Here is a 23,587-nt window from a genome sequence, read left to right as displayed (position 1 = left end):
GAGTGGTTGACGTGGTAAACCTGACACCGATCATGATAGAAGGACAGCCTTTTACAGCTGTGACAGTGAAACTTCCAAAAACGAATTTTATGGCCGTCGCCAATGATCACGGATATATTATGTGCGGTGCGCTGGATGTGGCGCTGCTGAATGAAAAATTAAAGGAGCGCGGCATTGTGGCGGGACGCGCAGTTGGTGTCCGCACCATTGACCAGCTGTTAGACGCACCTTTAGAATCCGTCACGTACGCTGCGGAAGATCTTGGCATCAAAGTCGGCATGAGCGGCAGAGAAGCGCTTTTAAAAATGGTGAAATAAAATAAATTGGCCCCGGCTATTACTATGTCCCCTCTTACAAGCATACATTGTGATATGTAAGGGGGGATTTTCTTGCCAAGATATCGCGGCCCTTTTCGCAAGAGAGGACCTTTGCCTTTCCGTTACGTGATGCTCCTGTCCGTTGTCTTTTTTATCCTGTCAACAACGGTCAGCCTTTGGATGATCAATGGCTCGATCAAACCTGTTTTAATGGACATCGGCGAGATGGAAACGAAGCGTATAGCGACAGAGGTGATCCAGGATTCGATTGAGGACTATATGTCTGACAGTGAAAATATGAAAGATATGTTTCAAATGAATTCTGATGAAAACGGAAACTTAACGACAATCGATTTTAATACACAGGTTGTAAACAGTGTGAAAACAAAAGTGACAAAGCAGCTTCAGGCTCATTTGAAAGAGATGGAAACCCATACCGGACACAGCGGCGCCAGTGAAAACATTATGATCAACATTCCGCTGGGACAGGTAACCGGCAACAGCCTTCTTGGAAACCTCGGGCCGAAAATCCCGGTCCGGTTCAATTTAATCGGTGACGCTTTTACAGATGTCAAAACCAAAATCAAGCCGTATGGCATAAATAACGCACTTATTGATATCAGCATCTTTGTCGAAATTAAAGTGAAGGTCATCATTCCATTTGCCAGCAAAACCGCTGTCGTCACAAATAATGTTCCTGTATCGATTAAAGCAGTGCAGGGCGAAGTGCCGCAGTTTTATAATGGAAGCGGCGGCTCGGGTGTCACGCCTTCTGTCCAGCTTCCGAGCAGCAAAGAAGACGGTGCCGATTCAAAAAAAGAAAAAAGCAGCAAATAAGCCGCCTGTTGAAGAGGCGGCTTTTTGTTACTTCTTTTTTTGGTATTCATATCGCTCCCACGCCCTCAAATGTGGGTATGGATCAAATGACCATTCGGTTCTTCCGTTATCTTTGTACATGCCATAGTGCAAATGCGGCGGGAACTTCCCGGCGGTTCCCGGCGGGCCGTATCCGGAGCTGCCGACTGATCCGATCACTTGGCCAGGCTCAACGATTTGTCCTGTTTTAATCCCTTTGGCAAACCCATTGAGATGGGCAAAATAATGATACGTATTGTTAATGTCCCTGATGCCGATTCTCCATCCTCCGAAGCGGTTCCAGCCCTTCATTTCAACTACGCCGTAACATGTGGATTTGACAGGAAGGCCGTAATGGGCAAAGATATCCGTACCTTCATGAATCCGCCTTCCACCGAAGCCGCGGGCATCTCCCCACGTGCTTCGGTAGCTGTAATCGGTTCTGATCGGAAGCGGGAATGCATGCTCGCCCAGATCAATATGGCCGTAGGCTTTAAACAGCTTCATGAATTCAGATATAATCCCCACTGTCTGATCACGCCGGTAATAATTCCAAAGCCCGATCCGGATGTTGTCTTCATCTGTGCCATACGACAGTAAGTATTGGCTGAACGTATACAAGATATCTTCATCGTTGCTGACCTCGGCTTTCCCGTCTCCATCGCCATCCATTCCGATTCCGTCAAACACTTTAATGCTTAACGGCGCATCGTCTTTCGGATTCGGGTTTTCAGGCCCGCTCCAGATATCATCGGGTATATAGATGCTGATGATTCCCGCCTTTTCAGGCAGATCTTTCCGGTTGCTCCGCACGTTTTCTTCGTATTGATCAACAGCGGCGAGCGCATACCAAGGGATCTGCGTCACAGCTTCGATTTTATGATATAATTCCATCCGTTTCGACAGCACTGGATCTGAAAGCTTTTTTCCAGACGCAGAAGGCTCAAATGCAAACAAAAGGAGAAGAAGAGCGGATAACAAAACTTTCACAAAATAATCTCCTTTCATATTGAATACACATAGTTTGCGGCAACCCGGCTTAAAAATGTCAGTAATCATCTTCCCTTGTCGAGAAATTTTTCCTATGTTAAAGTGTCTAAAGAAAAGACTTTCTTTAGTTAGAAAAACATTATTTTTGTTGCAGAACTAAAATCTGCACCTTTCTCGTTTTCAGAATGTTTCGTGTCAGAAATTGAGTATATTGGATATTGGAGATGATGGGAATTGGCAAAGAAAGACGAACACCTCAGAAAGCCCGAATGGCTTAAAATTAAATTAAATACAAATGAAAACTATACAGGGCTCAAAAAACTCATGCGGGAAAACAACCTGCATACCGTATGCGAAGAAGCAAAGTGTCCGAATATTCATGAATGCTGGGCGGTCAGACGTACAGCGACATTTATGATTTTAGGTTCTGTTTGTACAAGAGCATGCCGTTTCTGTGCTGTCAAAACAGGCCTTCCAACTGAGCTTGATCTGCAAGAGCCGGAACGCGTAGCGGATTCAGTCGCGCTTATGAATCTGAAGCACGCGGTTATTACGGCTGTTGCGCGTGACGATCAGAAAGATGGAGGGGCAGGCATTTTCGCGGAAACTGTCCGTGCGATCCGCAGAAAAAGCCCGTTCACAACAATTGAGGTGCTGCCGTCTGATATGGGCGGAAACTACGATAACCTAAAAACCTTAATGGATACACGCCCAGACATCCTGAATCACAATATCGAAACGGTTCGCCGCCTGACGCCAAGAGTCCGTGCGCGTGCGACGTACGACCGTTCATTGGAATTTTTGCGCCGTGCGAAGGAAATGCAGCCTGACATTCCGACAAAATCAAGTATCATGATCGGGCTCGGCGAAACAAAAGAAGAGATTATTGAAGTAATGGACGACCTCTTGGCGAACAACGTGGATATTATGGCAATCGGCCAATATCTGCAGCCGACGAAGAAACACTTGAAAGTCCAAAAATACTACCATCCTGATGAATTTGCAGAATTAAAAGAAATCGCGATGCAAAAAGGCTTCAGCCATTGTGAAGCCGGTCCGCTTGTCCGTTCCTCTTACCATGCGGATGAACAAGTAAACGAAGCATCTAAAAAGCGTCAAGCCCAAGCATAATGCCAAAACGCCAGATCATCTGGCGTTTTTGTCATTCCTATCGATTTTCATGTCCTGACGCGTTTCTCCATTGGCATTTTCATTCTCTGAGACAGGGCTTCCTTGCGGGGAGGTTTTCATTTCTTGAATCGTCCCCGACATGATCTCTCTAATATCCCTTGAACCAGAGCCGAGATTGCTGTAATTTTCGACGGACTGCATATGGTTTGGATTATCGGAAATATACACGTGATAGTATCGCGGTATCACGGAAGCCGCTGTTTTTTTCACCTGATCGGCGGTCAGCTCCCGGTTTTTAGAATCGGTTTTGTATACGACAAGCGCTTCTCGGTCAGTCACCAATGTCGCAGCATCTTGAATATGGGGAAGCTGAACCGTTAAACTTGATATCATGTGAGCGGTTTCTTCCCGGTTCATCACCGGCGTTTTCTGCTGGTCTCCGTCAAATTGTTCTCTTTGATAGCGGACATAGCCAAATTGTTCGTTCTCATTATGCCTGTTAAAAGCCTCGTTGCGGTCCGACACATGAATGGGTTTGGTTTGATTCTGCGTCTGATTCCGGACATTTTGGGCATTATCCAATCCTGCGCCTCCGCACCCGGATAATAGTCCGGTTAGCAGGAAGAGGCTGACAGCGGTTCGTTTCATTTATCAATCCCTCCTCATGTGTAGGGTAGCCAAATCGCATGATTTATTCTTTAGCAATTGATGGGGACGGGGCAATGAATTATGATAGGAATGAGTGAAAAAGAGGTGAGATCATGATTCTTATTCAAAATGCCGAATTTGAATTGGTGCACAATTTCAAAGACGGCTTCAACGAAGAGGCTTTTAAAGCCCGCTACTCCGATATATTAAATAAATACGATTATATTGTGGGAGACTGGGGATACGGTCAGTTAAGGCTCAAGGGCTTCTTTGACGACCAGAATCAAAAGGCAACCTTCGAAACGAAAATCAGCACATTAGATGAATATATTTACGAATACTGCAATTTCGGCTGTGCGTATTTTGTCTTGAAACGGATCAGAAAATAAATATACACAAAGGGGATGCTGTCATGTATTTTGTTGACAGAAGCAAAATCGAGAAAACACTAGGGTTCTTCGAGCACCAGCTGGCGCTATTTGACTCACAAACAGACTGGCAGTCTGAAATCGGGGAATTGGCACTTCAGCGTATAGGCCATCTGTTAATCGAATGCATTTTGGATACAGGCAATGACATGATTGACGGCTTTATTATGCGGGACCCGGGCAGCTATGACGACATTATGGATATACTTGTTGATGAGAAAGTTGTCACGGAAAAAGAGGGTGATGAGCTCAAAAAATTGATCGCCTACCGCAAAACGTTGGTTCAACAGTATCTGCTCGCTGACAGCGGCGAGCTTTACAGGCTGATCAAGGCGCATCAAACAGCTCTTCAGGACTTCCCGAAACGGATCAGAAGCTATTTGGAAACAGAGCTAGGACCTGTTTCCGCGTTTAAATAACAACTGGAAAGCCACAGGAGTGTTGGATATGAAAACATATAAAGGGTATTTAATTGATTTAGACGGAACAATGTACAATGGCACGGAAAAAATCGAGGAGGCGTGTGAATTTGTCAGAACGCTGAAAGATCGCGGCGTTCCTTATCTTTTCGTGACAAACAACTCTTCGCGCACACCGAAGCAGGTAGCGGACAAGCTCGTGTCTTTTGATATTCCGGCAACAGAAGAGCAGGTCTTCACGACCAGCATGGCAACTGCCCAGCACATTGCACAGCAGAAAAAAGACGCGTCTGTGTATGTGATTGGGGAGGAAGGAATCCGCCAGGCGATTGAAGAAAACGGCCTGACATTTGGCGGAGAAAACGCGGACTTTGTCGTTGTTGGCATCGACCGTTCCATTACATACGAAAAATTTGCTGTCGGCTGCCTGGCAATCAGAAATGGCGCCCGCTTTATTTCCACTAACGGAGATATTGCGATTCCGACTGAAAGAGGGCTTCTGCCGGGAAACGGCTCACTGACATCGGTGTTAACCGTATCTACAGGTGTACAGCCTGTATTTATCGGCAAGCCGGAATCAATTATTATGGAGCAGGCGATGCGCGTTCTCGGCACAGATGTGTCTGAAACACTCATGGTCGGCGACAACTACGCCACTGATATTATGGCCGGCATTAACGCGGGTATGGATACGCTGCTCGTTCACACAGGCGTAACGAAAAGAGAACATATGACAGACGATATGGAAAAACCGACTCACGCCATTGACTCTCTGACTGAATGGATTCCATACATTTGAAAAAAGGGCGCCCTAAAAGGGTGCCCTTATTCTGTATGCCGCGCGCGGTGAGCAAGTCTGCTTGAAGCCGCGGCGGAAATCGCTCCGACGATGTCATCTAAAAAGGTATGGCATTCACCGGTTGATTTATCATTCAATCGTTTAAGGATTCCGGGTTTTTCTTTGTCGATGTAACCGTAGTTCGTAAACCCGATCGATCCGTAAATGTTCACAATGGAAAATGCCAGAACTTCATCTACTCCATATAGGCTTTCATCTATTTCCAGCATCGTTTGCAGCGGTTCAGACAGTTTTTTCTGCTCAGCAAGAACATCCAATTCAATGCCCGTTAAAATCGCGTTTTGCACCTCGCGTTTTGCGAGAACACGATTGACGTTCAGCGTGCATTCATCAATGGTTAAATCCGGATGATATTTTTTCTGCAGAAAAAAGACAAGCTCGGCAATGTCTGATACCTCAACGCCGCGCTCCTTCATCCGTGCTCTTGCTTTAGCTTCCATCTGACTGAATTGTTCGTTTTCTGACATCAGCTTCACCCAATCTTTTTTACTAGTTTATACAAAATGCTTGAGAAGTTTACGACTTTTTCTTGCGCCTTCTTCGGATTAAAATATGTATTCATAATTCCGGCTGTGTATGACTACGATGTGATGAGCCCTAATTCAACAGGCAGGTGATCATGGTGAAAGGTACAATAAAAGAAAAATACGGCATTCACATCAGGCAGCTTTCCATGTACCAGCACACATATCAATGCTTTCAGACGCCTAATTCATACTTTCTGATTGTCCCCGTTTCCCAATTCTCAGAAACAGAGCTGGCGGAGCTTTATTACATGAGTCAGTATTTACAAGAACAAAGTGACCCATACGTTTCGGTTTTTATCTTTACAAAAGAAGGTGAACTGACATTTGAACATGAGGGAAAAACGTACGCTCTGCTGAAGGCGGCCCCCCCTTATTCAAACAGGGCGTTCTCCATTGGAGCGGAGCTTGCGGAATTTCACCGAAAAGGCCGAGGATATCCATATGAGGTGAAGGCGGCCGGAAGAATCGGCCAGTGGAAGGATCTGTGGGGAAAACGAATTGATCAGCTGGAAGCATTTTGGCAGAGAAAGGTTCAGACCCCTCCGCATGAGCCATTCGATAAAAAAATGATCGAATCATTTCCATATTATTTAGGACTGTCAGAAAACGCGATACAATATTTAGTGGACACTGAGCTGGATGACAAGCCCCAAGCCGCTGATTCAGGAACGATATGCCATCAGCGGATGGAAAGGCATACATGGTCACCGGAATCATTGATCAGGATTCCGGCGGATTGGGTGTTTGACCACGCTTCCCGTGATTTGGCTGAATATATGAGGCATACGTTTTTGCATCACAGACAAGATTTTAATCAGCAGGGCTTTCTCTTTTTACAGGAATACGAGCAAGTCACACCGCTGTCTTCATTTTCGAAACGCCTTTTATACAGCCGTCTGCTTTTCCCGCTTCATTATTTTGAAATCGTAGAAAGCTATTACATGTCATCAGAATCAGAAAAGCATTATTTTGAAGAACAGCTTGACTTCATTCTTAATGACTGTGGGCGTTATGAACAATTTCTCAATACAGCGCAGGAATTCATGAATATGCGGGCGCAGAAGCTGTTTGTTCCACGCGTCAGCTGGCTCGGCAAAGGCAGCTCAAGGTGAGGAGAAAATCTGACAAAAATAATTAGAAAATAAAGAATCTTGTCATATCAATGCGTTAAGCGTTTACATTCGCAAAATTCAGCCTAATGCTGTCTTGTCAAAACAGGAGCGGGCTTATATAATGTTTGTAACTTATATGTCTGTGTTGAGTTAACAATTGTCTTTTCCAAGAGGACAATCAAAAGAAAGGTGGAGTTTTTTTGAAAGCGATTCGTGTAGGGCTTTTAGGTTTAGGTACCGTCGGAAGCGGTGTCGTTAAAATTATTCAAGACCATCAGGATAAGCTTATGCATCAGGTCGGCTGTCCGGTTACGATAAAAAAAGTGCTTGTAAAAGATTTAGAGAAAAAGAGAGAAGTAGATTTGCCGAAGGAAGTGCTCACGACAGAAGTGTATGATGTCATTGATGATCCAGATGTTGATGTCGTCATCGAGGTGATCGGCGGCGTTGAACAGACAAAACAATATTTGGTCGACGCGCTGAGATCGAAAAAGCATGTTGTCACAGCAAACAAGGACTTAATGGCTGTGTACGGCTCCGAGCTGCTTGCTGAAGCGAAGGAAAATGGATGCGATATCTACTTTGAAGCCAGTGTTGCCGGCGGGATTCCGATTCTGCGCACGTTAGAGGAAGGCCTCTCATCAGATCGAATTACAAAAATGATGGGAATTGTGAACGGCACAACAAACTTTATCTTAACCAAAATGATCAAAGAGAAAAGCCCATACGAGGAAGTGCTCAAGGAAGCGCAGGATCTCGGTTTTGCCGAAGCTGATCCGACTTCTGATGTGGAAGGGCTTGACGCCGCACGGAAAATGGCGATATTGGCGCGCCTCGGCTTCTCGATGAACGTGGATCTGGAAGACGTCAAAGTAAAGGGGATCTCCCAAATTACAGACGAGGACATCAGCTTCAGCAAACGCCTCGGCTATACAATGAAGCTGATCGGGATTGCTCAGCGTGACGGCAGCAAAATCGAGGTCAGCGTACAGCCGACACTGCTTCCTGACCACCATCCGCTTTCTGCTGTTCATAATGAGTTTAACGCTGTTTATGTATACGGCGAGGCTGTCGGTGAGACGATGTTCTACGGGCCGGGAGCCGGAAGCATGCCGACAGCGACATCCGTTGTTTCTGACCTCGTCGCTGTCATGAAAAATATGCGCCTCGGTGTAACCGGCAACAGCTTTGTCGGACCGCAATATGAGAAAAACATGAAATCGCCGTCTGACATTTATGCACAGCAGTTTTTAAGAATTCATGTAAAAGATGAGGTTGGTTCATTCTCGAAAATTACATCTGTGTTCTCAGAGCGGGGCGTGAGCTTTGAAAAAATCCTTCAGCTGCCAATTAAAGGCCATGATGAGTTAGCTGAAATCGTAATTGTCACACATCATACATCAGAAGCTGATTTCAGTGATATCCTGCAAAACCTAAATGATTTGGAAGTCGTTCAAGAAGTCAAAAGCACATATCGTGTAGAAGGGAACGGTTGGAGCTAATGTGGAAAGGACTTATCCATCAATATAAAGAATTTTTACCTGTAACAGATCAAACACCAGCGCTAACTTTACATGAAGGAAACACACCTCTTATTCACCTGCCGAAGCTGTCTGAGCAGCTCGGAATTGAGCTTCATGTCAAAACGGAAGGCGTCAATCCTACGGGATCATTTAAAGATCGCGGAATGGTTATGGCTGTGGCAAAGGCAAAAGAAGAAGGCAATGACACGATTATGTGCGCGTCAACAGGTAACACTTCCGCTGCTGCGGCAGCATATGCAGCCCGTGCTAACATGAAATGCATTGTCATCATCCCGAACGGAAAAATTGCATTTGGAAAACTCGCTCAAGCTGTCATGTACGGAGCCGAGATTATCGCAATTGACGGAAACTTTGACGATGCGCTTAAAATTGTCCGTTCCATCTGTGAGAAATCACCGATTGCCCTTGTCAACTCAGTCAACCCTTACCGCATTGAAGGCCAAAAAACTGCTGCCTTCGAAGTGTGCGAACAGCTGGGGGAAGCGCCTGATGTTTTAGCGATCCCGGTCGGAAACGCGGGAAACATCACTGCGTACTGGAAGGGCTTCAAGGAATATCATGAGAAAAACGGCACAGGCCTTCCGAAAATGCGTGGCTTTGAAGCTGAGGGTGCGGCGGCAATCGTGCGCAATGAAGTGATTGAAAATCCTGAAACAATAGCGACAGCCATTCGTATCGGAAACCCGGCAAGCTGGGACAAAGCTGTAAAGGCAGCCGAGGAATCCAATGGGAAAATTGACGAAGTCACTGATGATGAAATCCTTCACGCATATCAGCTGATCGCCCGTGTAGAAGGCGTGTTTGCAGAACCGGGTTCTTGCGCGTCTATCGCAGGAGTGCTGAAACAGGTGAAATCCGGAGAAATTCCGAAAGGCAGCAAGGTCGTAGCTGTGTTAACAGGAAACGGACTGAAAGATCCGAACACAGCGGTCGACATTTCAGAAATCAAGCCTGTCACATTGCCGACTGATGAAGACAGCATCCTTGAATATGTAAAAGGAGCGGCCCGTGTATGAACGAAGCCGACATGCTGTTCTCTGTCACTGTTCCCGGAAGCACAGCTAACCTAGGCCCCGGCTTTGATTCAGTCGGAATGGCGCTCAGCAGATATTTGAAGCTGACCGTCTTTGAAAGCGACAAATGGTCTTTTGAGGCTGAAACAGAAACAGTCGCCGGAATTCCGGCGGGTACAGATAACCTGATCTATCAAGTGGCTAAACGGACCGCAGATTTGTACGGAAAAGAAATGCCTCCTGTCCATGTGAAGGTGTGGAGCGACATCCCGCTTGCACGCGGCCTTGGCAGCAGCGCCGCAGCGATTGTAGCGGCCATTGAACTGGCTGATGAATTATGCGGCTTAAAGCTGTCTGAAGCGGACAAGCTGCATTTAGCGAGTCTAGAAGAAGGACACCCGGACAATGCTGGCGCTTCTCTCGTCGGCGGACTTGTGATCGGCCTGCATGAGGATGACGCGACCCAAATGATCCGCGTCCCGAATGCTGACATTGACGTAGTCGTTGTCATTCCTTTTTATGAAGTGCTGACAAGAGACGCGAGAGACGTGCTTCCGAAGGAGTTTCCATATGCCGATGCCGTAAAAGCAAGTGCTGTCAGCAATATCCTCATTGCTGCGATCATGTCCAAGGATTGGCCGCTTGTCGGGAAAATCATGAAGAAGGATATGTTCCATCAGCCGTACCGGGCGATGCTTGTGCCTGAGCTGTCAAAAGTAGAGCACGTCGCCGAGATGAAGGGCGCATATGGAACGGCTCTCAGCGGAGCAGGCCCAACGATTCTCGTCATGACCGAAAAAGGAAAGGGAGAAGAGCTAAAAGAACAGCTCGCGCTTCATTTCCCTCATTGTGAAGTAGACGCTTTGACCGTTCCGAAAGAGGGAAGTATAATAGAGCGAAATCCTTTATATCAAGTAAAAAGTGTATAGATCATGCCAAGCGTTCCTCAGCGTCAGCGGAGGGCGCTTTTTTTTGCTGGAGATAAAGGAGTTTTTATTTAGAAAAACGAAATACATGTAAAAAGGAGGAGATGAATATGAAAAAGCTGATAACCGCAGACGACATCACAGCGATTGTCTCTGTGACCGATCCTCAATACGCCCCAGACGGTACCCGTGCCGCATATGTAAAATCACAAGTAAATCAAGAGAAAGATTCGTATACATCAAATATATGGATCTATGAAACGAAAACGGGAGGATCTGTTCCTTGGACACATGGAGAAAAGCGAAGCACCGACCCAAGATGGTCTCCGGACGGGCGCACGCTTGCCTTTATTTCTGATCGAGAAGGCGATGCGGCACAGCTTTATATCATGAGCACTGAAGGCGGAGAAGCAAGAAAACTGACTGATATCCCATATGGCGTGTCAAAGCCGCTATGGTCCCCGGACGGTGAATCGATTCTGGTCACTGTCAGTTTGGGAGAGGGGGAAAGCATTGATGACCGAGAAAAAACGGAGCAGGACAGCTATGAACCTGTTGAAGTGCAAAGCCTCTCCTACAAACGGGACGGCAAAGGGCTGACGAGAGGCGCGTATGCCCAGCTTGTGCTTGTCAGCGTAAAGTCGGGTGAGATGAAGGAGCTGACAAGTCACAAAGCTGATCATGGTGATCCTGCTTTTTCTCCTGACGGCAAATGGCTTGTTTTCTCAGCTAATTTAACTGAAACAGATGATGCCAGCAAGCCTCATGATGTTTACATAATGTCATTGGAGTCTGGAGATCTTAAGCAGGTTACACCTCATCGCGGCTCATTCGGATCTAGTTCATTTTCACCAGACGGAAGGTATCTTGCTTTGCTTGGAAATGAAAAGGAATATAAGAATGCAACGCTCTCAAAGGCGTGGCTCTATGATATCGAACAAGGCCGCCTCACATGTCTGACTGAGATGCTGGACGTTCATTTAGCGGATGCGCTGATTGGAGATTCATTGATCGGTGGTGCTGAACAGCGCCCGATTTGGACAAAGGACAGCCAAGGGTTTTATGTCATCGGCACAGATCAAGGCAGTACGGGCATCTATTATATTTCGATTGAAGGCCTTGTGTATCCAGTTCGCCTGGAAAAAGAGTACATCAATAGCTTTTCTCTTTCACCTGATGAACAGCACTTTATTGCCAGTGTGACAAAGCCGGACAGACCGAGTGAGCTTTACAGTATCCCGCTTGGACAGGAAGAGAAACAGCTGACTGGCGCGAATGACAAGTTTGTCAGGGAGCATACGATATCAATACCTGAAGAGATTCAATATGCTACAGAAGACGGCGTGATGGTGAACGGCTGGCTGATGAGGCCTGCACAAATGGAAGGTGAGACAACATATCCACTTATTCTTAACATACACGGCGGTCCGCATATGATGTACGGACATACATATTTTCATGAGTTTCAGGTGCTGGCGGCGAAAGGATACGCGGTCGTTTATATCAATCCGAGAGGAAGCCACGGCTACGGGCAGGAATTTGTGAATGCGGTCAGAGGAGATTATGGGGGAAAGGATTATGACGATGTGATGCAGGCTGTGGATGAGGCTATCAAACGAGATCCGCATATTGATCCTAAGCGGCTCGGTGTCACGGGCGGAAGCTACGGAGGTTTTATGACCAACTGGATCGTCGGGCAGACGAACCGCTTTAAAGCTGCCGTTACCCAGCGCTCGATATCAAATTGGATCAGCTTTCACGGCGTCAGTGATATCGGCTATTTCTTTACAGACTGGCAGCTTGAGCATGACATGTTTGAGGACACAGAAAAGCTCTGGGACCGGTCTCCTTTAAAATACGCAGCAAACGTGGAGACACCGCTTTTGATACTGCATGGCGAGCGGGATGACCGATGTCCGATCGAGCAGGCGGAGCAGCTGTTTATCGCTCTGAAAAAAATGGGCAAGGAAACCAAGCTTGTCCGTTTTCCGAATGCATCGCACAATTTGTCACGCACCGGACACCCAAGACAGCGGATCAAGCGCCTGAATTATATCAGCTCATGGTTTGACCAATATCTCTAATAAAAAAAAGCCAGGCTGATCAAATATCAGCCTGGCTGCTTTATTAAAAGACTTGTTCTACTTCAACGACACCCGGCACTTCTTCTAGAAGAGCGCGCTCAATTCCGGCTTTCAGCGTAATTGTTGAACTTGGGCAGCTGCCGCATGCGCCTAGAAGACGAAGCTTAACGATACCTTCATCTACGTCTACAAGCTCACAGTCACCGCCGTCACGAAGTAAAAACGGACGAAGTTTGTCCAGTACTTCCTGCACCTGTTCTTTCATTTCAACTTCAGTCATGACATTCGCTCCTTTCGTCGTCATAAAACCATTATATTCAGTGTAACAATAAAAATCTATTGTTTGGTTTGCAAAGTTGCTTTCCCTATTATAGCACATTCAGACTTCAACACAAAAACGGTTTTTTTCTATAAAAACGCCCTTTGGCTCTGTATACTTAAAAGAAAGGACTTACATAGGAGAAGGGGGCGTCTACAAGTGATGAAACCAGTCATTCTAAGCGTGTACGGGGCAGAAACCGTTTGTGCGAGCTGTGTCAATATGCCGACAGCCAAGGATACATACGAGTGGCTTGAGGCTGCGCTGAAAAGAAAATATCCAAATCAGCCTTTTGAGATGCAGTACATCGATATTCATGAGCCGCCTGACAATGAACATGCGAAAGAGCTTGCGGAAAAAATCAGAAATGACGAGTATTTTTATCCGCTTGTGCTCGTAGAAGACAAAATTGTCGGTGAAGGCAATCCAAAATTAAAAGACGTTTATGAGGAAATGGAGAAGCATGGGTATACAGAAAACCGCTGACTTGATCAGCGGTTCTTCTCTATCATTAACCGTTATGGTGTTTATACATCCACAGCAAGCCGGATTTCAGCATACGCGGAACACGGCCGATCAGCGGACGGTCAGCAACAAGCCCGAAGCCGGCTTTTTTTCCGAGTGAACCGAGGACGCCTTTCAGCTTAAACTGCGGCATTGATTCAGGCAGGGCTTCTCCATTCCAGCGTTTTTGCAAGATTTGGACAATCTGCTCTGCTTGAGCCTCTGCCAGCTGGGCGCTCGGTGCATGAGGAAGGCTGGCGCAATCGCCGACAACGTACAGATGTTCATCACCTGGAAGATTGTGATGAGGCGTTAATACAATACGCCCTTGTGCGTCCTTCTCCACATCTAAGTCTCTGACGACTTTGTTTGGCTGGATGCCGGCTGTCCACACGATGGCGTCTGCAGAAATCGGATCATCGTGGTTATACACAACGCCTTCTTCTACTTTTGTGATATTTGCCCTGTTAATAATGCGGACACCGTGCTCTTCGAACCATTTTTGCACATATTTGCTTAAACGCTCGGGAAAGCTTGATAAAATGAGATTACCGCGGTCGAACAAAATAATGTTCAGGTCATCACGGCTTTCTCTCAATTCACTTGCAAGCTCAACGCCGCTTAAGCCCGCTCCGACAATGGCGACGGTGGCATTAGCGCTCAGATTATTCAGCTTTTGGTAGGTTTCGCGGGACTGATCGATGGTTTGAATACTGTAGGTGAATTCAGGCGCTCCCGGCACGTTGTGATATTTATCCTCACAGCCGAGCCCGATTACGGCGTCATCGTAAGAAATCGGTTCACGATCTTGGAACAGCACTTGTTTTTGTACAATATCAATTGATGTGATATCACCGTATTGGACATCCAGGCGAGGGTGCTCTGGGAATGACACTCTGATATGATGGTCAGAAATTGTGCCTGCGGCAAGGGCATAATATTCTGTTTTCAAGCAGTGATAAGGATTTCTGTCAATTAACGTGATTGAAACATCATCAGGCAGCTGGTTTGGCAATAAGCGATGAAGAACACGCATGTTCCCGTAACCTCCGCCGATCAAGACCAATTTTTTCATTTGAATTCCCCTTTAATCCGAAGAGTATGATAGATACATTGAAGAAAATACGAACTATGTAAAATAACATCTAGAATTATATCGAATTTGATCTAAAATCACAATAATAGTTTCAAAATAACCTACAATTTAGCCTGAAAACACAAATTAGTAAAACGTTATTTGAGAAATAATATGTTACGATAATAAATTTTGAATCATCCGTTGTCTTTGACGAATAGTGAAAAATTCGCGATAATGGACATATGTGAGGTGAAACCGCATGAATCCAATGATTGAATTTTGTGTCAGCAATCTGGCTCACGGCTCTCAGGAAGCCCGGGCGATTTTGGAGAAGGATCCCAACCTTGATGTCCTTGAATATGGCTGCTTAAGCTACTGCGGGACATGCATGGAATCGCTTTTCGCTCTGGTAAACGGAGAAGTCGTCATGGGTGAAACGCCTGCTGAGCTTGTTGAGAATATATATACCTTTATTGAAGAAAATCCAATGTTTTAAAGAAAAGGGCCTGGACAGGCCCTTTTTTATTTTGCCGTACAAAAGAACTAAAAAAATGTGTAGACATCAAAAAATATTATTGTTATCGTATAAAAGATATTTTTTTAAATAAAATTTAAGAGGTGTACGAGTATTCATGAATGTTCTGTGGGGGCTGCTGGGCGCAGTTGCGATCATTGCTATCGCGTTTTTATTTTCAGAAAAGAAAAGCAATATTAAGATAAGAACCGTCATCGTTGGTTTATGCACACAGGTGGCGTTTGGATACATCGTGTTGAAATGGGAAGCGGGACGCGCTGTTTTTTTATGGTTTTCAAGCCGTGTACAGCTTCTGATTGACTATGCGAATGAAGGCATCAGTTTTATTTTTGGACCGCTTCTAAAGGTCGGAGACAGTCCGGCATTTGCATTAAGTGTACTGCCCGTTATCATTTTCTTCTCAGCACTGATTGCAGTTTTATATCATTTGAAAATCATGCAGCTCGTTTTCCGTGTCATTGGCGGCGGATTGTCGAAGCTCCTTGGAACAAGCAAAACGGAATCTCTGGCGGCTGCTGCCAATATTTTTGTAGGACAATCAGAATCTCCGTTAGTGATCAAACCCCTGATTGCCGGGCTGACGCGCTCTGAGTTGTTTACGATTATGACGAGCGGTCTATCGGCAGTTGCGGGATCTACCTTGTTTGGGTACGCGCTTCTCGGTATTCCGATTGAGTACTTGCTGGCGGCCAGCTTTATGGCTGCTCCAGCTGGACTAGTCTTTGGTAAATTGATTATACCCGAAACGGAAAAAACGCAAACCGTAAAAAGCGATTTCAAAATGGATGAAGGCGAAGGCGCAGCCAATGTCATTGACGCAGCTGCAAAGGGAGCGTCAACAGGACTGCAAATTGCGTTAAATGTTGGGGCGATGCTGCTTGCGTTTGTTGCGTTAATCGCTGTAGTAAACGGTATTCTCGGCGGGGCTTTCGGCTTGTTCGGTTTAAAAGGCGTAACATTAGAATCCATTCTCGGCTATGTGTTTTCTCCTATCGCCTTTTTGATTGGCGTGCCTTGGCATGAAGCATTGCAGGCGGGAAGCTATATCGGCCAGAAATTGGTGCTGAATGAGTTTGTCGCTTATTCTAACTTCGGTCCGCACATCGGCGAGTTTTCTAAGAAAACTGCTACCATTATCAGTTTCGCGTTATGCGGATTCGCCAATTTTTCATCAATTGCGATTATGCTTGGTACGCTTGGCGGTTTAGCGCCCAGCCGCCGTTCAGATATCGCACGTCTCGGCCTGAAGGCTGTTCTTGCAGGAACATTAGCCAATCTGCTCAGCGCAGCCATTGCCGGCATGTTTATATAAACGATAAAAGCTCCTTGCGTCAGTGCAAGGAGCTTTTATGTATGAAAAACGGGGGATAATTGTATTGTGTCCGCTTATAATAGCTTTTATACTAAGAAAAAGAAAAAAAGTTGGAGGCACCTATGAACTCATTTCGATTTACCAAAATGCACGGCCTGGGAAACAGTTATATTTATGTGAATCAATTTGAAGAACAGCTTCCAGAAGAAAAACTGTCAGAGATTGCAATTCAGGTTTCTTCTGTTTATACAGGGATCGGATCCGACGGAATGATCCTGATATGCCCATCAGACCAAGCGCCTGTTAAAATGCGGATTTTTAATAATGACGGGTCTGAAGGGAAAAACTGCGGCAACGGCCTGCGCTGCGTCGCAAAATACGCATATGAGCATAAGCTGGTTGAGGAAACATCTTTTCTGATTGAAACTCTCTCCGGGCTTGTGAAAGCGGAGGTTCAAGTCGAAAACGGAAAAGTGAATGTGGTCACTGTCGATATGGGCGAACCGCGCTTGACAAAATCCGAGCTTCCGATGCTTGACGGCGGGGAAGAGCACACAATCAATGAAACGATGGCATTTGGTGAAGTAGAACTAACAGGCACTGCCGTTTCAATGGGAAATCCGCATATCGTTTTTCCGATCGCAGACATTGAACAGGCACCCTTAACGACACTGGGGCCGGTGATTGAGAAAGATCCGAGATTTCCGGAAGGCATCAATGTGGAATTCGTTGAAACCGTGAATGAACAAGAATTGCATTTCCGCGTCTGGGAACGGGGATCAGGGATTACTCAGGCATGCGGGACAGGAGCATGTGCAGCGGCAGTCGCATCTGTATTAAACGGCGTATCAAAGCGAAATCAAGACATCACGGTGCATTTAGCAGGCGGGGATTTGGTGATAAACTGGAAAGATAACGGCCATGTAATGATGACAGGGCCGGCTGAAACCGTTTGTGAGGGTGTCTATTTCTTGTAAAACACCTTGTTTGAGAATTGGGACGATCATGTTTATAATAAAAGACAGCAACCGGTTTTTAAAAGGAGGTTCATAATGATGAGCAACCCGGTAACAATTACAGAAGCAGCAGCTTTGCATATAAAAGATATGATGAAAGAGCATGAAGAAGAAAACGCGTTTCTGCGTGTAGGCGTCAAAGGCGGCGGCTGCAGCGGACTTTCTTACGGCATGGGCTTTGAGCATGAAAAGAGTGAATCAGACAGTGTGTTTGATCAGCACGGCATCACTGTTCTAGTTGACAAAGAAAGCCTTGACATCATGAACGGCACCGTGATTGATTATAAACAATCCATGCTCGGCGGCGGCTTCACCATCGACAATCCAAACGCCATCGCTTCATGCGGCTGCGGTTCTTCGTTCAGAACAGCAACGAATGCAGGCAAGCCTGAAGAGTGCTAAGCACTAAAAACGGATAGCAACTATTACTGACGCTTTTCTTAGCGATAAATCATCGTTAAGGGAGGCGTTTTTATTATGGGGAAATGATGCAGAGAGTTCCGGGAACTTCGGCAAGAGAAACGCTGCTTTGTTGTTTGATTTTTGTTGTAAATACAGCAAAGTTACGCTATATTTAATGCGGAGTATATTTTATTGCATTTACAACAAAATCACGATAGGGAGTTGGTGATGAAGAAGATTTTTGGAATGGTAACAAGGTCAGTATGTGTTCCGTGTTTAAATATATAAAAGGGACACAAGACAATTGAATTTTAAATAAAGGGGCTGAATCCGAACAATGAGTGTAAAAATGAAAAAATGCAGCCGGGAAGATTTACAAACACTTCAACAATTGAGTATTGAAACATTCAATGACACTTTTAAAGAACAGAACTCACCTGAAAATATGAAAGCCTATTTAGAAAGCGCATTTAACACTGAGCAGCTGGAAAAAGAGTTATCCAATATGTCTTCGCAATTCTTTTTTATTTACTTTGATCATGAAATCGCTGGATATGTAAAGGTCAATATCGATGATGCTCAGTCTGAAGAAATGGGTGCTGAATCACTTGAAATCGAGAGAATTTATATAAAGAACAGCTTTCAAAAACATGGGCTTGGCAAACATCTGCTGAATAAAGCGATAGAAATTGCGCTGGAACGTAATAAAAAGAACATTTGGCTAGGTGTGTGGGAAAAAAATGAAAATGCCATTGCCTTTTATAAGAAAATGGGGTTTGTTCAGACCGGCGCCCACTCATTTTATATGGGTGATGAAGAACAAACGGATTTAATCATGGCTAAAACACTCATATAATATTTTTCGAAGGGTGGATGATGATGTATATTCCAAAATATTTTAAAGTCACAAATGCTGAAGAAATTTGGAATTTTGTACAAGAAAACTCCTTTGGTACGGTTGTCACAACAGAACAAGGAAAACCAATTGCCACACATTTGCCGTTAGGATTCAATAAAAAAGACGATCATTACTATATTACGGGGCATTTCGCTTATGGAAATCCTCAGTGGAGAACGTTTGAAGCCTGTGAAGATGTGCTTGTGATGTTTCAGGGACCGCACGCTTATATTTCTTCTTCCTGGTATGCGCGCGAAAATGTTCCGACGTGGAATTATCAGGCTGTCCACATGTATGGAAAAGCAAGTATGTTAGAGAAAGATGAATTAGCAGAAGAATTAACAATCATGCTGGAGAAATACGAAAAACATCGTGACAATCCTGTTTTATGGGATAAGCTTTCTCCAAAACTCTTAGAACGTGAATTGAAAGGTATCGTTGGATTTAAGATTAAGGTGGAAGACATTCAAGCGGCATATAAATTAAGCCAGAACCGAAATGAAACGGATTATATGAACATCATTGAACAGTTGCAAAATGAAGAAAATCCAAATGCAAAACAAATGGCAGAACTGATGGAAAATAAATTCAAAAAGCAAATATAAGCTTACTTTGCTGAAGAAGTAGCAGAAAACGCCAAGTCAAGCGGAGAACCGCTGACTTGGCGTTTTTTTATGATTAATATTTATCCCCATTAAAAATGGAATTTTTCACAATCACATAATCCACATTGCGGATGGCTTCAAGCTTTGTTCCGCCTGCATAAGAAATAGAAGATTGAAGATCCTGCTCCATTTCAATCAGTGTATCCTTGATTGAGCCTTTATGCGCCACGTGCATTTTTTTGCCTTCGACATTTTTCTTTTCGCCTTTTTGGAATTCAGAGGCTGAGCCGAAGTACTCCTTGTAAAGCTTTCCGTCTTTTTCGATCGTTTGGCCTGGCGACTCTTCGTGTCCGGCAAATAGTGAACCGATCATGACCATCGTTGCGCCGAATCGGATTGATTTTGCGATGTCGCCATGGGTACGGATGCCGCCATCCGCGATAATCGGTTTGCTGGCAGCCTTGGCACACCAGCGCAGCGCCGCTAATTGCCAGCCGCCTGTGCCGAAGCCGGTTTTGATTTTCGTAATACATACTTTTCCCGGTCCGATGCCGACTTTAGTGGCATCCGCTCCCGCATTTTCAAGCTCTCTGACCGCTTCTGGCGTTCCGACATTGCCAGCAATAACAAAGCTGTCCGGCAAATGTTTTTTAAGGTGCTGGATCATTTCAATGACAGCATTTGAGTGCCCGTGAGCAATGTCAATTGTCACGTATTCAGGCGTCAGATTTTCTTCTGCCAGCTGGCGGACAAATTCATACTCCTCATCTTTGACGCCCACGCTGATAGAAGAGAATAACCCGCGTGCGTTCATATCTTTAATAAAATCAATTCGTGTCTCAGGCTCAAATCGGTGCATGACATAAAAGTAGCCATTTTCGGCTAATTGAATCGCTAGCTTTTCATCTATAATCGTCTGCATATTGGCAGGGACGACGGGTAATTTAAATGTACGTCCGCCTAAACGTACGGATGTATCACATTCTGAACGGCTATTTACAATGCATTTTGCAGGAATTAGCTGAATATCTTCGTAATCAAATACGTTTTCCATGGTTTTCACTCCTAAAAACGAATATTTAAAAGTATAATATATGAAATGTTCGCCTTCTATAATGTACTCTGTTTTATTTAGGATGTCAAACATTATGATTTGCTGGCAGGTGTGGTGCAAGTGCCGAAGCTTGTCATGCAGGGTGAGTTTAGGTATCATAGTTTTAACGAATGGTCTTAGAGAGCGGATCAAAACGCGAATGATATACGTTCAGCAAAGCTTGGTCGTTCAGCACCAGGCTTTCTTTATGGCATGGACATGGGAAAGGAGCGAATAAGATGGCCCAAAACGAAGAAAAAACACCGAAGTCCCAAAAGATTCAGGACCGCATTATTATGGCAATGATCTGGGTAGTCGCAGCCCTTGTGATTGCGCTGGTTGTAGGAACTGCATTGAATTATATAAATATCTTCAAATAAAAAAGGAGCTGTGTCGCAGACACAAGCTCTCTTTTTTTATTATTTATTTTCAAAAAGACTTGTTGAGTGAAGAGGCTGTACGCGGGCTTTCGGGTCCATGTAAGCCTTGGCGTTGTTCACTGCTGTCGGTGCCTCGCCGAAGCCGCTGGCAATCAGGTTGACTTTTCCTTCGTATGTACAAATGTCACCTGCTGCAAAGAAGCCTTCGATATTTGTTTCCATTGTTGATTTCACGACAATGGAATTTTTCTCGATGTCCAGGCCCCAGTTTTTGATCGGTCCAAGAGATGAAACGAAACCGTAGTTGACGATTAAGTCATCAATTTCTAAAATCTCTTTGCGGTCGCCTTTCACTTCTTCAAGCACTAGCTGTTCGATTTTGTCTTCGCCGATCAGCTCCGCAGGGACGAATGGTGTCAGGACATTAACCTTCGACGCATGAAGGTTTTCCACACTGTGCTCGTGCGCACGGAACTTGTCGCGGCGGTGAATGATCGATACTTCTTTTGCGATTGGCTCAAGCATAAGCGCCCAGTCAACCGCGGAATCTCCACCGCCAAGGATCGCAACGCGTCTGCCGGCGAATTTTTGCAGATCATCAACGAAGTAATGGAGGTTTTTGCCTTCATACTGCTCGGCATTTTCAAGTTCCAGCTTTCTCGGTTTGAATGCGCCGTTTCCTGCAGTTATGATGACCGTTTTAGAGTAGTGGGTTTCTTCATTTGTTACAAGCTTAAACACGCCGTCCGCTTGTTTCTCAACAGATTCAACCGCTTGCTCCAGACAAATGGTTTGGTCGAATTTCGCCATTTGCTCTTTTAGGTTATTGATAAGCTCTTGCGCGCGGATTTTCGGGAATCCCGCTACATCATATATATACTTCTCAGGGTATAGGGCGCTAAGCTGTCCGCCGAGCTGAGGCAGGCTTTCGATAATTTTGACGCTTGCCTGTCTCATCCCGCCGTAAAAAGCGGTGAATAAGCCGACCGGTCCCCCGCCTATAATTGTAATATCATAAACCTTTGTATCCTCTCGCATACGAAAATTGCCTCCTAAATGAAAATTGTTATTAATTATACCATATTGCCGTTCAAATTGACGAGTCAGCAGAAAAAATCGTAAGGATCTAACGTGCCCATCCGTTCTTGAAAATATTTCCGCAGGCCGCTACGATAATAACCAAATGAAATGATCTTTTTCTGAATGTTTCTTGGGCCAGCCGGATAAACATGATAATAGTGCTACGGGTAAGGACTTCACAAAAAACTTTTCAATATATTTCATAAAATCCCGCCAATAAGCTGAAGCTAACACAAATGATGATTTTATTATGGGTCTAACAAAAGCAAAAAAAGAGAAGGTGGATGTGATGGCATTGAATAAGCCCAAAATCGTGATTTTAGGTGCAGGATATGGCGGATTGATGACGGTGACAAGGCTGACGAAGTATGTCGGGCCGAATGATGCTGACATTACGCTTGTAAATAAACACAATTATCATTATGAAACGACATGGATGCATGAAGCGAGCGCGGGTACGCTCCATCATGACCGCTGCCGTTATCAGATAAAAGATGTAATCAACCAGTCACGGGTGAATTTTGTACAGGATACCGTAAAGGCAATCAAAATTGATGAGAAAAAAGTTGTGCTTGCGAATGGAGAATTGCAGTACGATTATTTAGTCATCGGGCTCGGCGCCGTGCCTGAAACGTTCGGCATTAAAGGCTTAAAAGAATATGCGTTTCCGATTGCCAACATCAACACGTCGCGCCTGCTGCGGGAACATATTGAGCTGCAGTTTGCGACTTACAATACGGAAGCGGAAAAACGGCCGGACAGGTTAACGATCGTTGTTGGCGGTGCCGGATTTACGGGAATTGAATTTCTTGGCGAACTGGCTGCTCGCGTGCCGGAGCTCTGTAAGGAATATGACGTTGACAGAAGCCTTGTCCGCATCATTTGTGTGGAAGCAGCGCCGACCGTTTTGCCGGGCTTTGATCCGGAACTTGTTGATTACGCCGTACATTATCTTGAGGAAAACGGAGTTGAGTTCAAGATCGGAACGGCTGTACAAGAATGTACACCAGAAGGAGTCAGAGTCGGCAAAAAAGATGAAGAACCAGAGCAGATCAAATCGCAAACCGTTGTATGGGCGGCAGGTGTCCGCGGCCATCCGATTGTGGAGGAAGCCGGTTTTGAGAATATGCGCGGCCGAGTCAAAGTCAACCCTGATCTCCGCGCCCCGGGACATGACAATGTCTTTATTCTCGGCGACAGCTCGCTGTTTATGAATGAAGATACAGAGCGCCCGTATCCGCCGACTGCGCAAATTGCAATGCAGCAGGGCATAACGGTCGCTAAAAACCTTGGCAGGCTTATTAAAGGCGGAGAGCTTGAGGAATTCAAGCCGGACATTAAGGGAACAGTGGCTTCTCTTGGCGAGCATAACGCGGTTGGGGTTGTTTATGGCAGAAAGCTGAAAGGCACGCCGGCTTCGTTTATGAAAAAAGTCATTGATAACCGCTCACTGTTTATGATTGGCGGACTCGGACTGACACTGAAAAAAGGCAAGTTCAAGTTTTTCTAAAA

At 45.2% G+C, this 23,587-nt stretch carries 27 protein-coding genes; 20 read left to right on the top strand and 7 right to left on the bottom strand.

Going from position 1 to position 23,587, the window contains the following annotated elements; genetic code table 11:
- Positions 1–11: 11 nt before the first annotated feature.
- Complete coding sequence (locus tag MKX71_RS16630) at positions 12–317, top strand: YunC family protein (RefSeq protein WP_019712942.1); 306 nt, start codon at positions 12–14, stop codon at positions 315–317.
- A gap of 72 nt (positions 318–389) precedes the next feature.
- Positions 390–1,154 (top strand): sporulation protein YunB, encoded by a 765-nt coding sequence (gene yunB / locus MKX71_RS16625; protein WP_024573524.1) that lies wholly within the window; start codon positions 390–392, stop codon positions 1,152–1,154.
- 27 nt (positions 1,155–1,181) lie between these two features.
- Here yunB and lytH read toward each other — a convergent pair whose 3' ends face one another.
- On the bottom strand, positions 1,182–2,162 hold the full coding sequence (gene lytH, locus MKX71_RS16620; protein WP_003243462.1) for an L-Ala--D-Glu endopeptidase: 981 nt from the start codon (positions 2,160–2,162) through the stop codon (positions 1,182–1,184).
- A gap of 234 nt (positions 2,163–2,396) precedes the next feature.
- Here lytH and lipA point away from each other — a divergent pair, with 234 nt between their 5' ends.
- Positions 2,397–3,293: a lipoyl synthase gene (lipA, locus tag MKX71_RS16615; protein WP_003222888.1), complete on the top strand. Its 897-nt coding sequence runs from the start codon at positions 2,397–2,399 to the stop codon at positions 3,291–3,293.
- A gap of 15 nt (positions 3,294–3,308) precedes the next feature.
- Here lipA and MKX71_RS16610 read toward each other — a convergent pair whose 3' ends face one another.
- Positions 3,309–3,941, bottom strand: a complete 633-nt coding sequence (locus MKX71_RS16610) for a YhcN/YlaJ family sporulation lipoprotein (RefSeq protein WP_015251302.1) — start codon at positions 3,939–3,941, stop codon at positions 3,309–3,311.
- A 113-nt stretch (positions 3,942–4,054) separates the two neighbouring features.
- Between MKX71_RS16610 and MKX71_RS16605 the strand changes: the two genes are divergently transcribed.
- Genes MKX71_RS16605 through nucF form a run of 3 tightly spaced genes read left to right on the top strand, consistent with a single transcriptional unit; the run spans position 4,055 to position 5,587 of the window.
- A complete protein-coding gene (locus MKX71_RS16605) occupies positions 4,055–4,330 on the top strand; it encodes a YutD family protein (protein WP_003228682.1) in 276 nt (91 codons plus the stop codon).
- Between the two features lie 23 nt (positions 4,331–4,353).
- Positions 4,354–4,788, top strand: coding sequence for a DUF86 domain-containing protein (locus MKX71_RS16600; protein ID WP_003228684.1), 435 nt, complete (start codon positions 4,354–4,356; stop codon positions 4,786–4,788).
- 28 nt (positions 4,789–4,816) lie between these two features.
- The gene (gene nucF, locus MKX71_RS16595) at positions 4,817–5,587 is read left to right on the top strand and encodes a 5' nucleotidase NucF (RefSeq protein ID WP_003243196.1); all 771 of its coding nucleotides are present in this window, start codon (positions 4,817–4,819) and stop codon (positions 5,585–5,587) included.
- A gap of 26 nt (positions 5,588–5,613) precedes the next feature.
- Here the strand turns inward: nucF and MKX71_RS16590 are convergent, their stop codons facing one another.
- Positions 5,614–6,114, bottom strand: a complete 501-nt coding sequence (locus tag MKX71_RS16590; RefSeq protein ID WP_003243814.1) for a phosphatidylglycerophosphatase A — start codon at positions 6,112–6,114, stop codon at positions 5,614–5,616.
- A 152-nt stretch (positions 6,115–6,266) separates the two neighbouring features.
- On the opposite strand from MKX71_RS16590, the gene cotNH reads away from it, so the two are divergent.
- From cotNH to MKX71_RS16565, 5 genes are all read left to right on the top strand, one after another.
- Positions 6,267–7,286 (top strand): spore coat-associated protein CotNH, encoded by a 1,020-nt coding sequence (cotNH, locus tag MKX71_RS16585; protein ID WP_003242649.1) that lies wholly within the window; start codon positions 6,267–6,269, stop codon positions 7,284–7,286.
- 200 nt (positions 7,287–7,486) lie between these two features.
- Positions 7,487–8,788, top strand: coding sequence for a homoserine dehydrogenase (locus tag MKX71_RS16580; protein WP_003228694.1), 1,302 nt, complete (start codon positions 7,487–7,489; stop codon positions 8,786–8,788).
- Positions 8,788–9,846 carry a threonine synthase gene (thrC, locus tag MKX71_RS16575; protein WP_003228697.1) on the top strand — a complete coding sequence of 353 codons (1,059 nt, stop codon included), beginning with the start codon at positions 8,788–8,790 and terminating at the stop codon, positions 9,844–9,846. The genes MKX71_RS16580 and thrC overlap by 1 nt, the downstream gene beginning before the upstream one ends.
- Positions 9,843–10,772 (top strand): homoserine kinase, encoded by a 930-nt coding sequence (gene thrB / locus MKX71_RS16570; protein ID WP_017696732.1) that lies wholly within the window; start codon positions 9,843–9,845, stop codon positions 10,770–10,772. Before thrC ends, thrB begins: the two co-directional genes overlap by 4 nt.
- Before the next feature lie 107 nt (positions 10,773–10,879).
- Complete coding sequence (locus tag MKX71_RS16565; RefSeq protein WP_029318470.1) at positions 10,880–12,853, top strand: S9 family peptidase; 1,974 nt, start codon at positions 10,880–10,882, stop codon at positions 12,851–12,853.
- Between the two features lie 43 nt (positions 12,854–12,896).
- Here the strand turns inward: MKX71_RS16565 and MKX71_RS16560 are convergent, their stop codons facing one another.
- Complete coding sequence (locus tag MKX71_RS16560; RefSeq protein WP_010886606.1) at positions 12,897–13,232, bottom strand: NifU family protein; 336 nt, start codon at positions 13,230–13,232, stop codon at positions 12,897–12,899.
- A gap of 99 nt (positions 13,233–13,331) precedes the next feature.
- Between MKX71_RS16560 and MKX71_RS16555 the strand changes: the two genes are divergently transcribed.
- The gene (locus tag MKX71_RS16555; protein ID WP_015714646.1) at positions 13,332–13,658 is read left to right on the top strand and encodes a YuzD family protein; all 327 of its coding nucleotides are present in this window, start codon (positions 13,332–13,334) and stop codon (positions 13,656–13,658) included.
- A gap of 25 nt (positions 13,659–13,683) precedes the next feature.
- On the opposite strand, the gene MKX71_RS16550 is transcribed toward MKX71_RS16555, so the two are convergent.
- Positions 13,684–14,751, bottom strand: coding sequence for an NAD(P)/FAD-dependent oxidoreductase (locus tag MKX71_RS16550; RefSeq protein WP_003228707.1), 1,068 nt, complete (start codon positions 14,749–14,751; stop codon positions 13,684–13,686).
- A 262-nt stretch (positions 14,752–15,013) separates the two neighbouring features.
- On the opposite strand from MKX71_RS16550, the gene MKX71_RS16545 reads away from it, so the two are divergent.
- The 6 genes from MKX71_RS16545 (at position 15,014) to paiB (ending at position 19,522) form a co-directional block, all read left to right on the top strand.
- Entirely contained in the window at positions 15,014–15,250 is a 237-nt protein-coding gene (locus MKX71_RS16545) for a YuzB family protein (protein WP_003222913.1), read from the top strand.
- A 136-nt stretch (positions 15,251–15,386) separates the two neighbouring features.
- Positions 15,387–16,601 (top strand): NupC/NupG family nucleoside CNT transporter, encoded by a 1,215-nt coding sequence (locus MKX71_RS16540; protein ID WP_003228710.1) that lies wholly within the window; start codon positions 15,387–15,389, stop codon positions 16,599–16,601.
- A gap of 122 nt (positions 16,602–16,723) precedes the next feature.
- Entirely contained in the window at positions 16,724–17,578 is an 855-nt protein-coding gene (gene dapF, locus MKX71_RS16535; protein WP_003243745.1) for a diaminopimelate epimerase, read from the top strand.
- Positions 17,579–17,656: 78 nt separating this feature from the next.
- The gene (locus tag MKX71_RS16530) at positions 17,657–18,019 is read left to right on the top strand and encodes an iron-sulfur cluster assembly accessory protein (RefSeq protein ID WP_003244166.1); all 363 of its coding nucleotides are present in this window, start codon (positions 17,657–17,659) and stop codon (positions 18,017–18,019) included.
- A 337-nt stretch (positions 18,020–18,356) separates the two neighbouring features.
- A complete protein-coding gene (gene paiA / locus MKX71_RS16525; RefSeq protein WP_003244000.1) occupies positions 18,357–18,875 on the top strand; it encodes a spermidine/spermine N(1)-acetyltransferase in 519 nt (172 codons plus the stop codon).
- A 23-nt stretch (positions 18,876–18,898) separates the two neighbouring features.
- On the top strand, positions 18,899–19,522 hold the full coding sequence (gene paiB / locus MKX71_RS16520) for a protease synthase/sporulation negative transcriptional regulator PaiB (RefSeq protein WP_339175230.1): 624 nt from the start codon (positions 18,899–18,901) through the stop codon (positions 19,520–19,522).
- Between the two features lie 73 nt (positions 19,523–19,595).
- On the opposite strand, the gene guaC is transcribed toward paiB, so the two are convergent.
- Complete coding sequence (guaC, locus tag MKX71_RS16515) at positions 19,596–20,576, bottom strand: GMP reductase (RefSeq protein WP_015714642.1); 981 nt, start codon at positions 20,574–20,576, stop codon at positions 19,596–19,598.
- Positions 20,577–20,854: 278 nt separating this feature from the next.
- On the opposite strand from guaC, the gene MKX71_RS16510 reads away from it, so the two are divergent.
- Positions 20,855–20,995 carry a hypothetical protein gene (locus MKX71_RS16510; RefSeq protein ID WP_003228723.1) on the top strand — a complete coding sequence of 47 codons (141 nt, stop codon included), beginning with the start codon at positions 20,855–20,857 and terminating at the stop codon, positions 20,993–20,995.
- 39 nt (positions 20,996–21,034) lie between these two features.
- Here MKX71_RS16510 and yumC read toward each other — a convergent pair whose 3' ends face one another.
- Positions 21,035–22,033, bottom strand: coding sequence for a ferredoxin--NADP reductase 2 (gene yumC / locus MKX71_RS16505; protein ID WP_003220618.1), 999 nt, complete (start codon positions 22,031–22,033; stop codon positions 21,035–21,037).
- Positions 22,034–22,364: 331 nt separating this feature from the next.
- Here yumC and MKX71_RS16500 point away from each other — a divergent pair, with 331 nt between their 5' ends.
- Entirely contained in the window at positions 22,365–23,585 is a 1,221-nt protein-coding gene (locus MKX71_RS16500; RefSeq protein WP_010886605.1) for an NAD(P)/FAD-dependent oxidoreductase, read from the top strand.
- Positions 23,586–23,587 lie beyond the last annotated feature (2 nt).

It is taken from the genome of Bacillus sp. FSL M8-0071 (assembly GCF_037975455.1).
Lineage (GTDB): Bacteria > Bacillota > Bacilli > Bacillales > Bacillaceae > Bacillus > Bacillus subtilis.
This window is presented reverse-complemented; position numbering and strand designations above follow the sequence as displayed.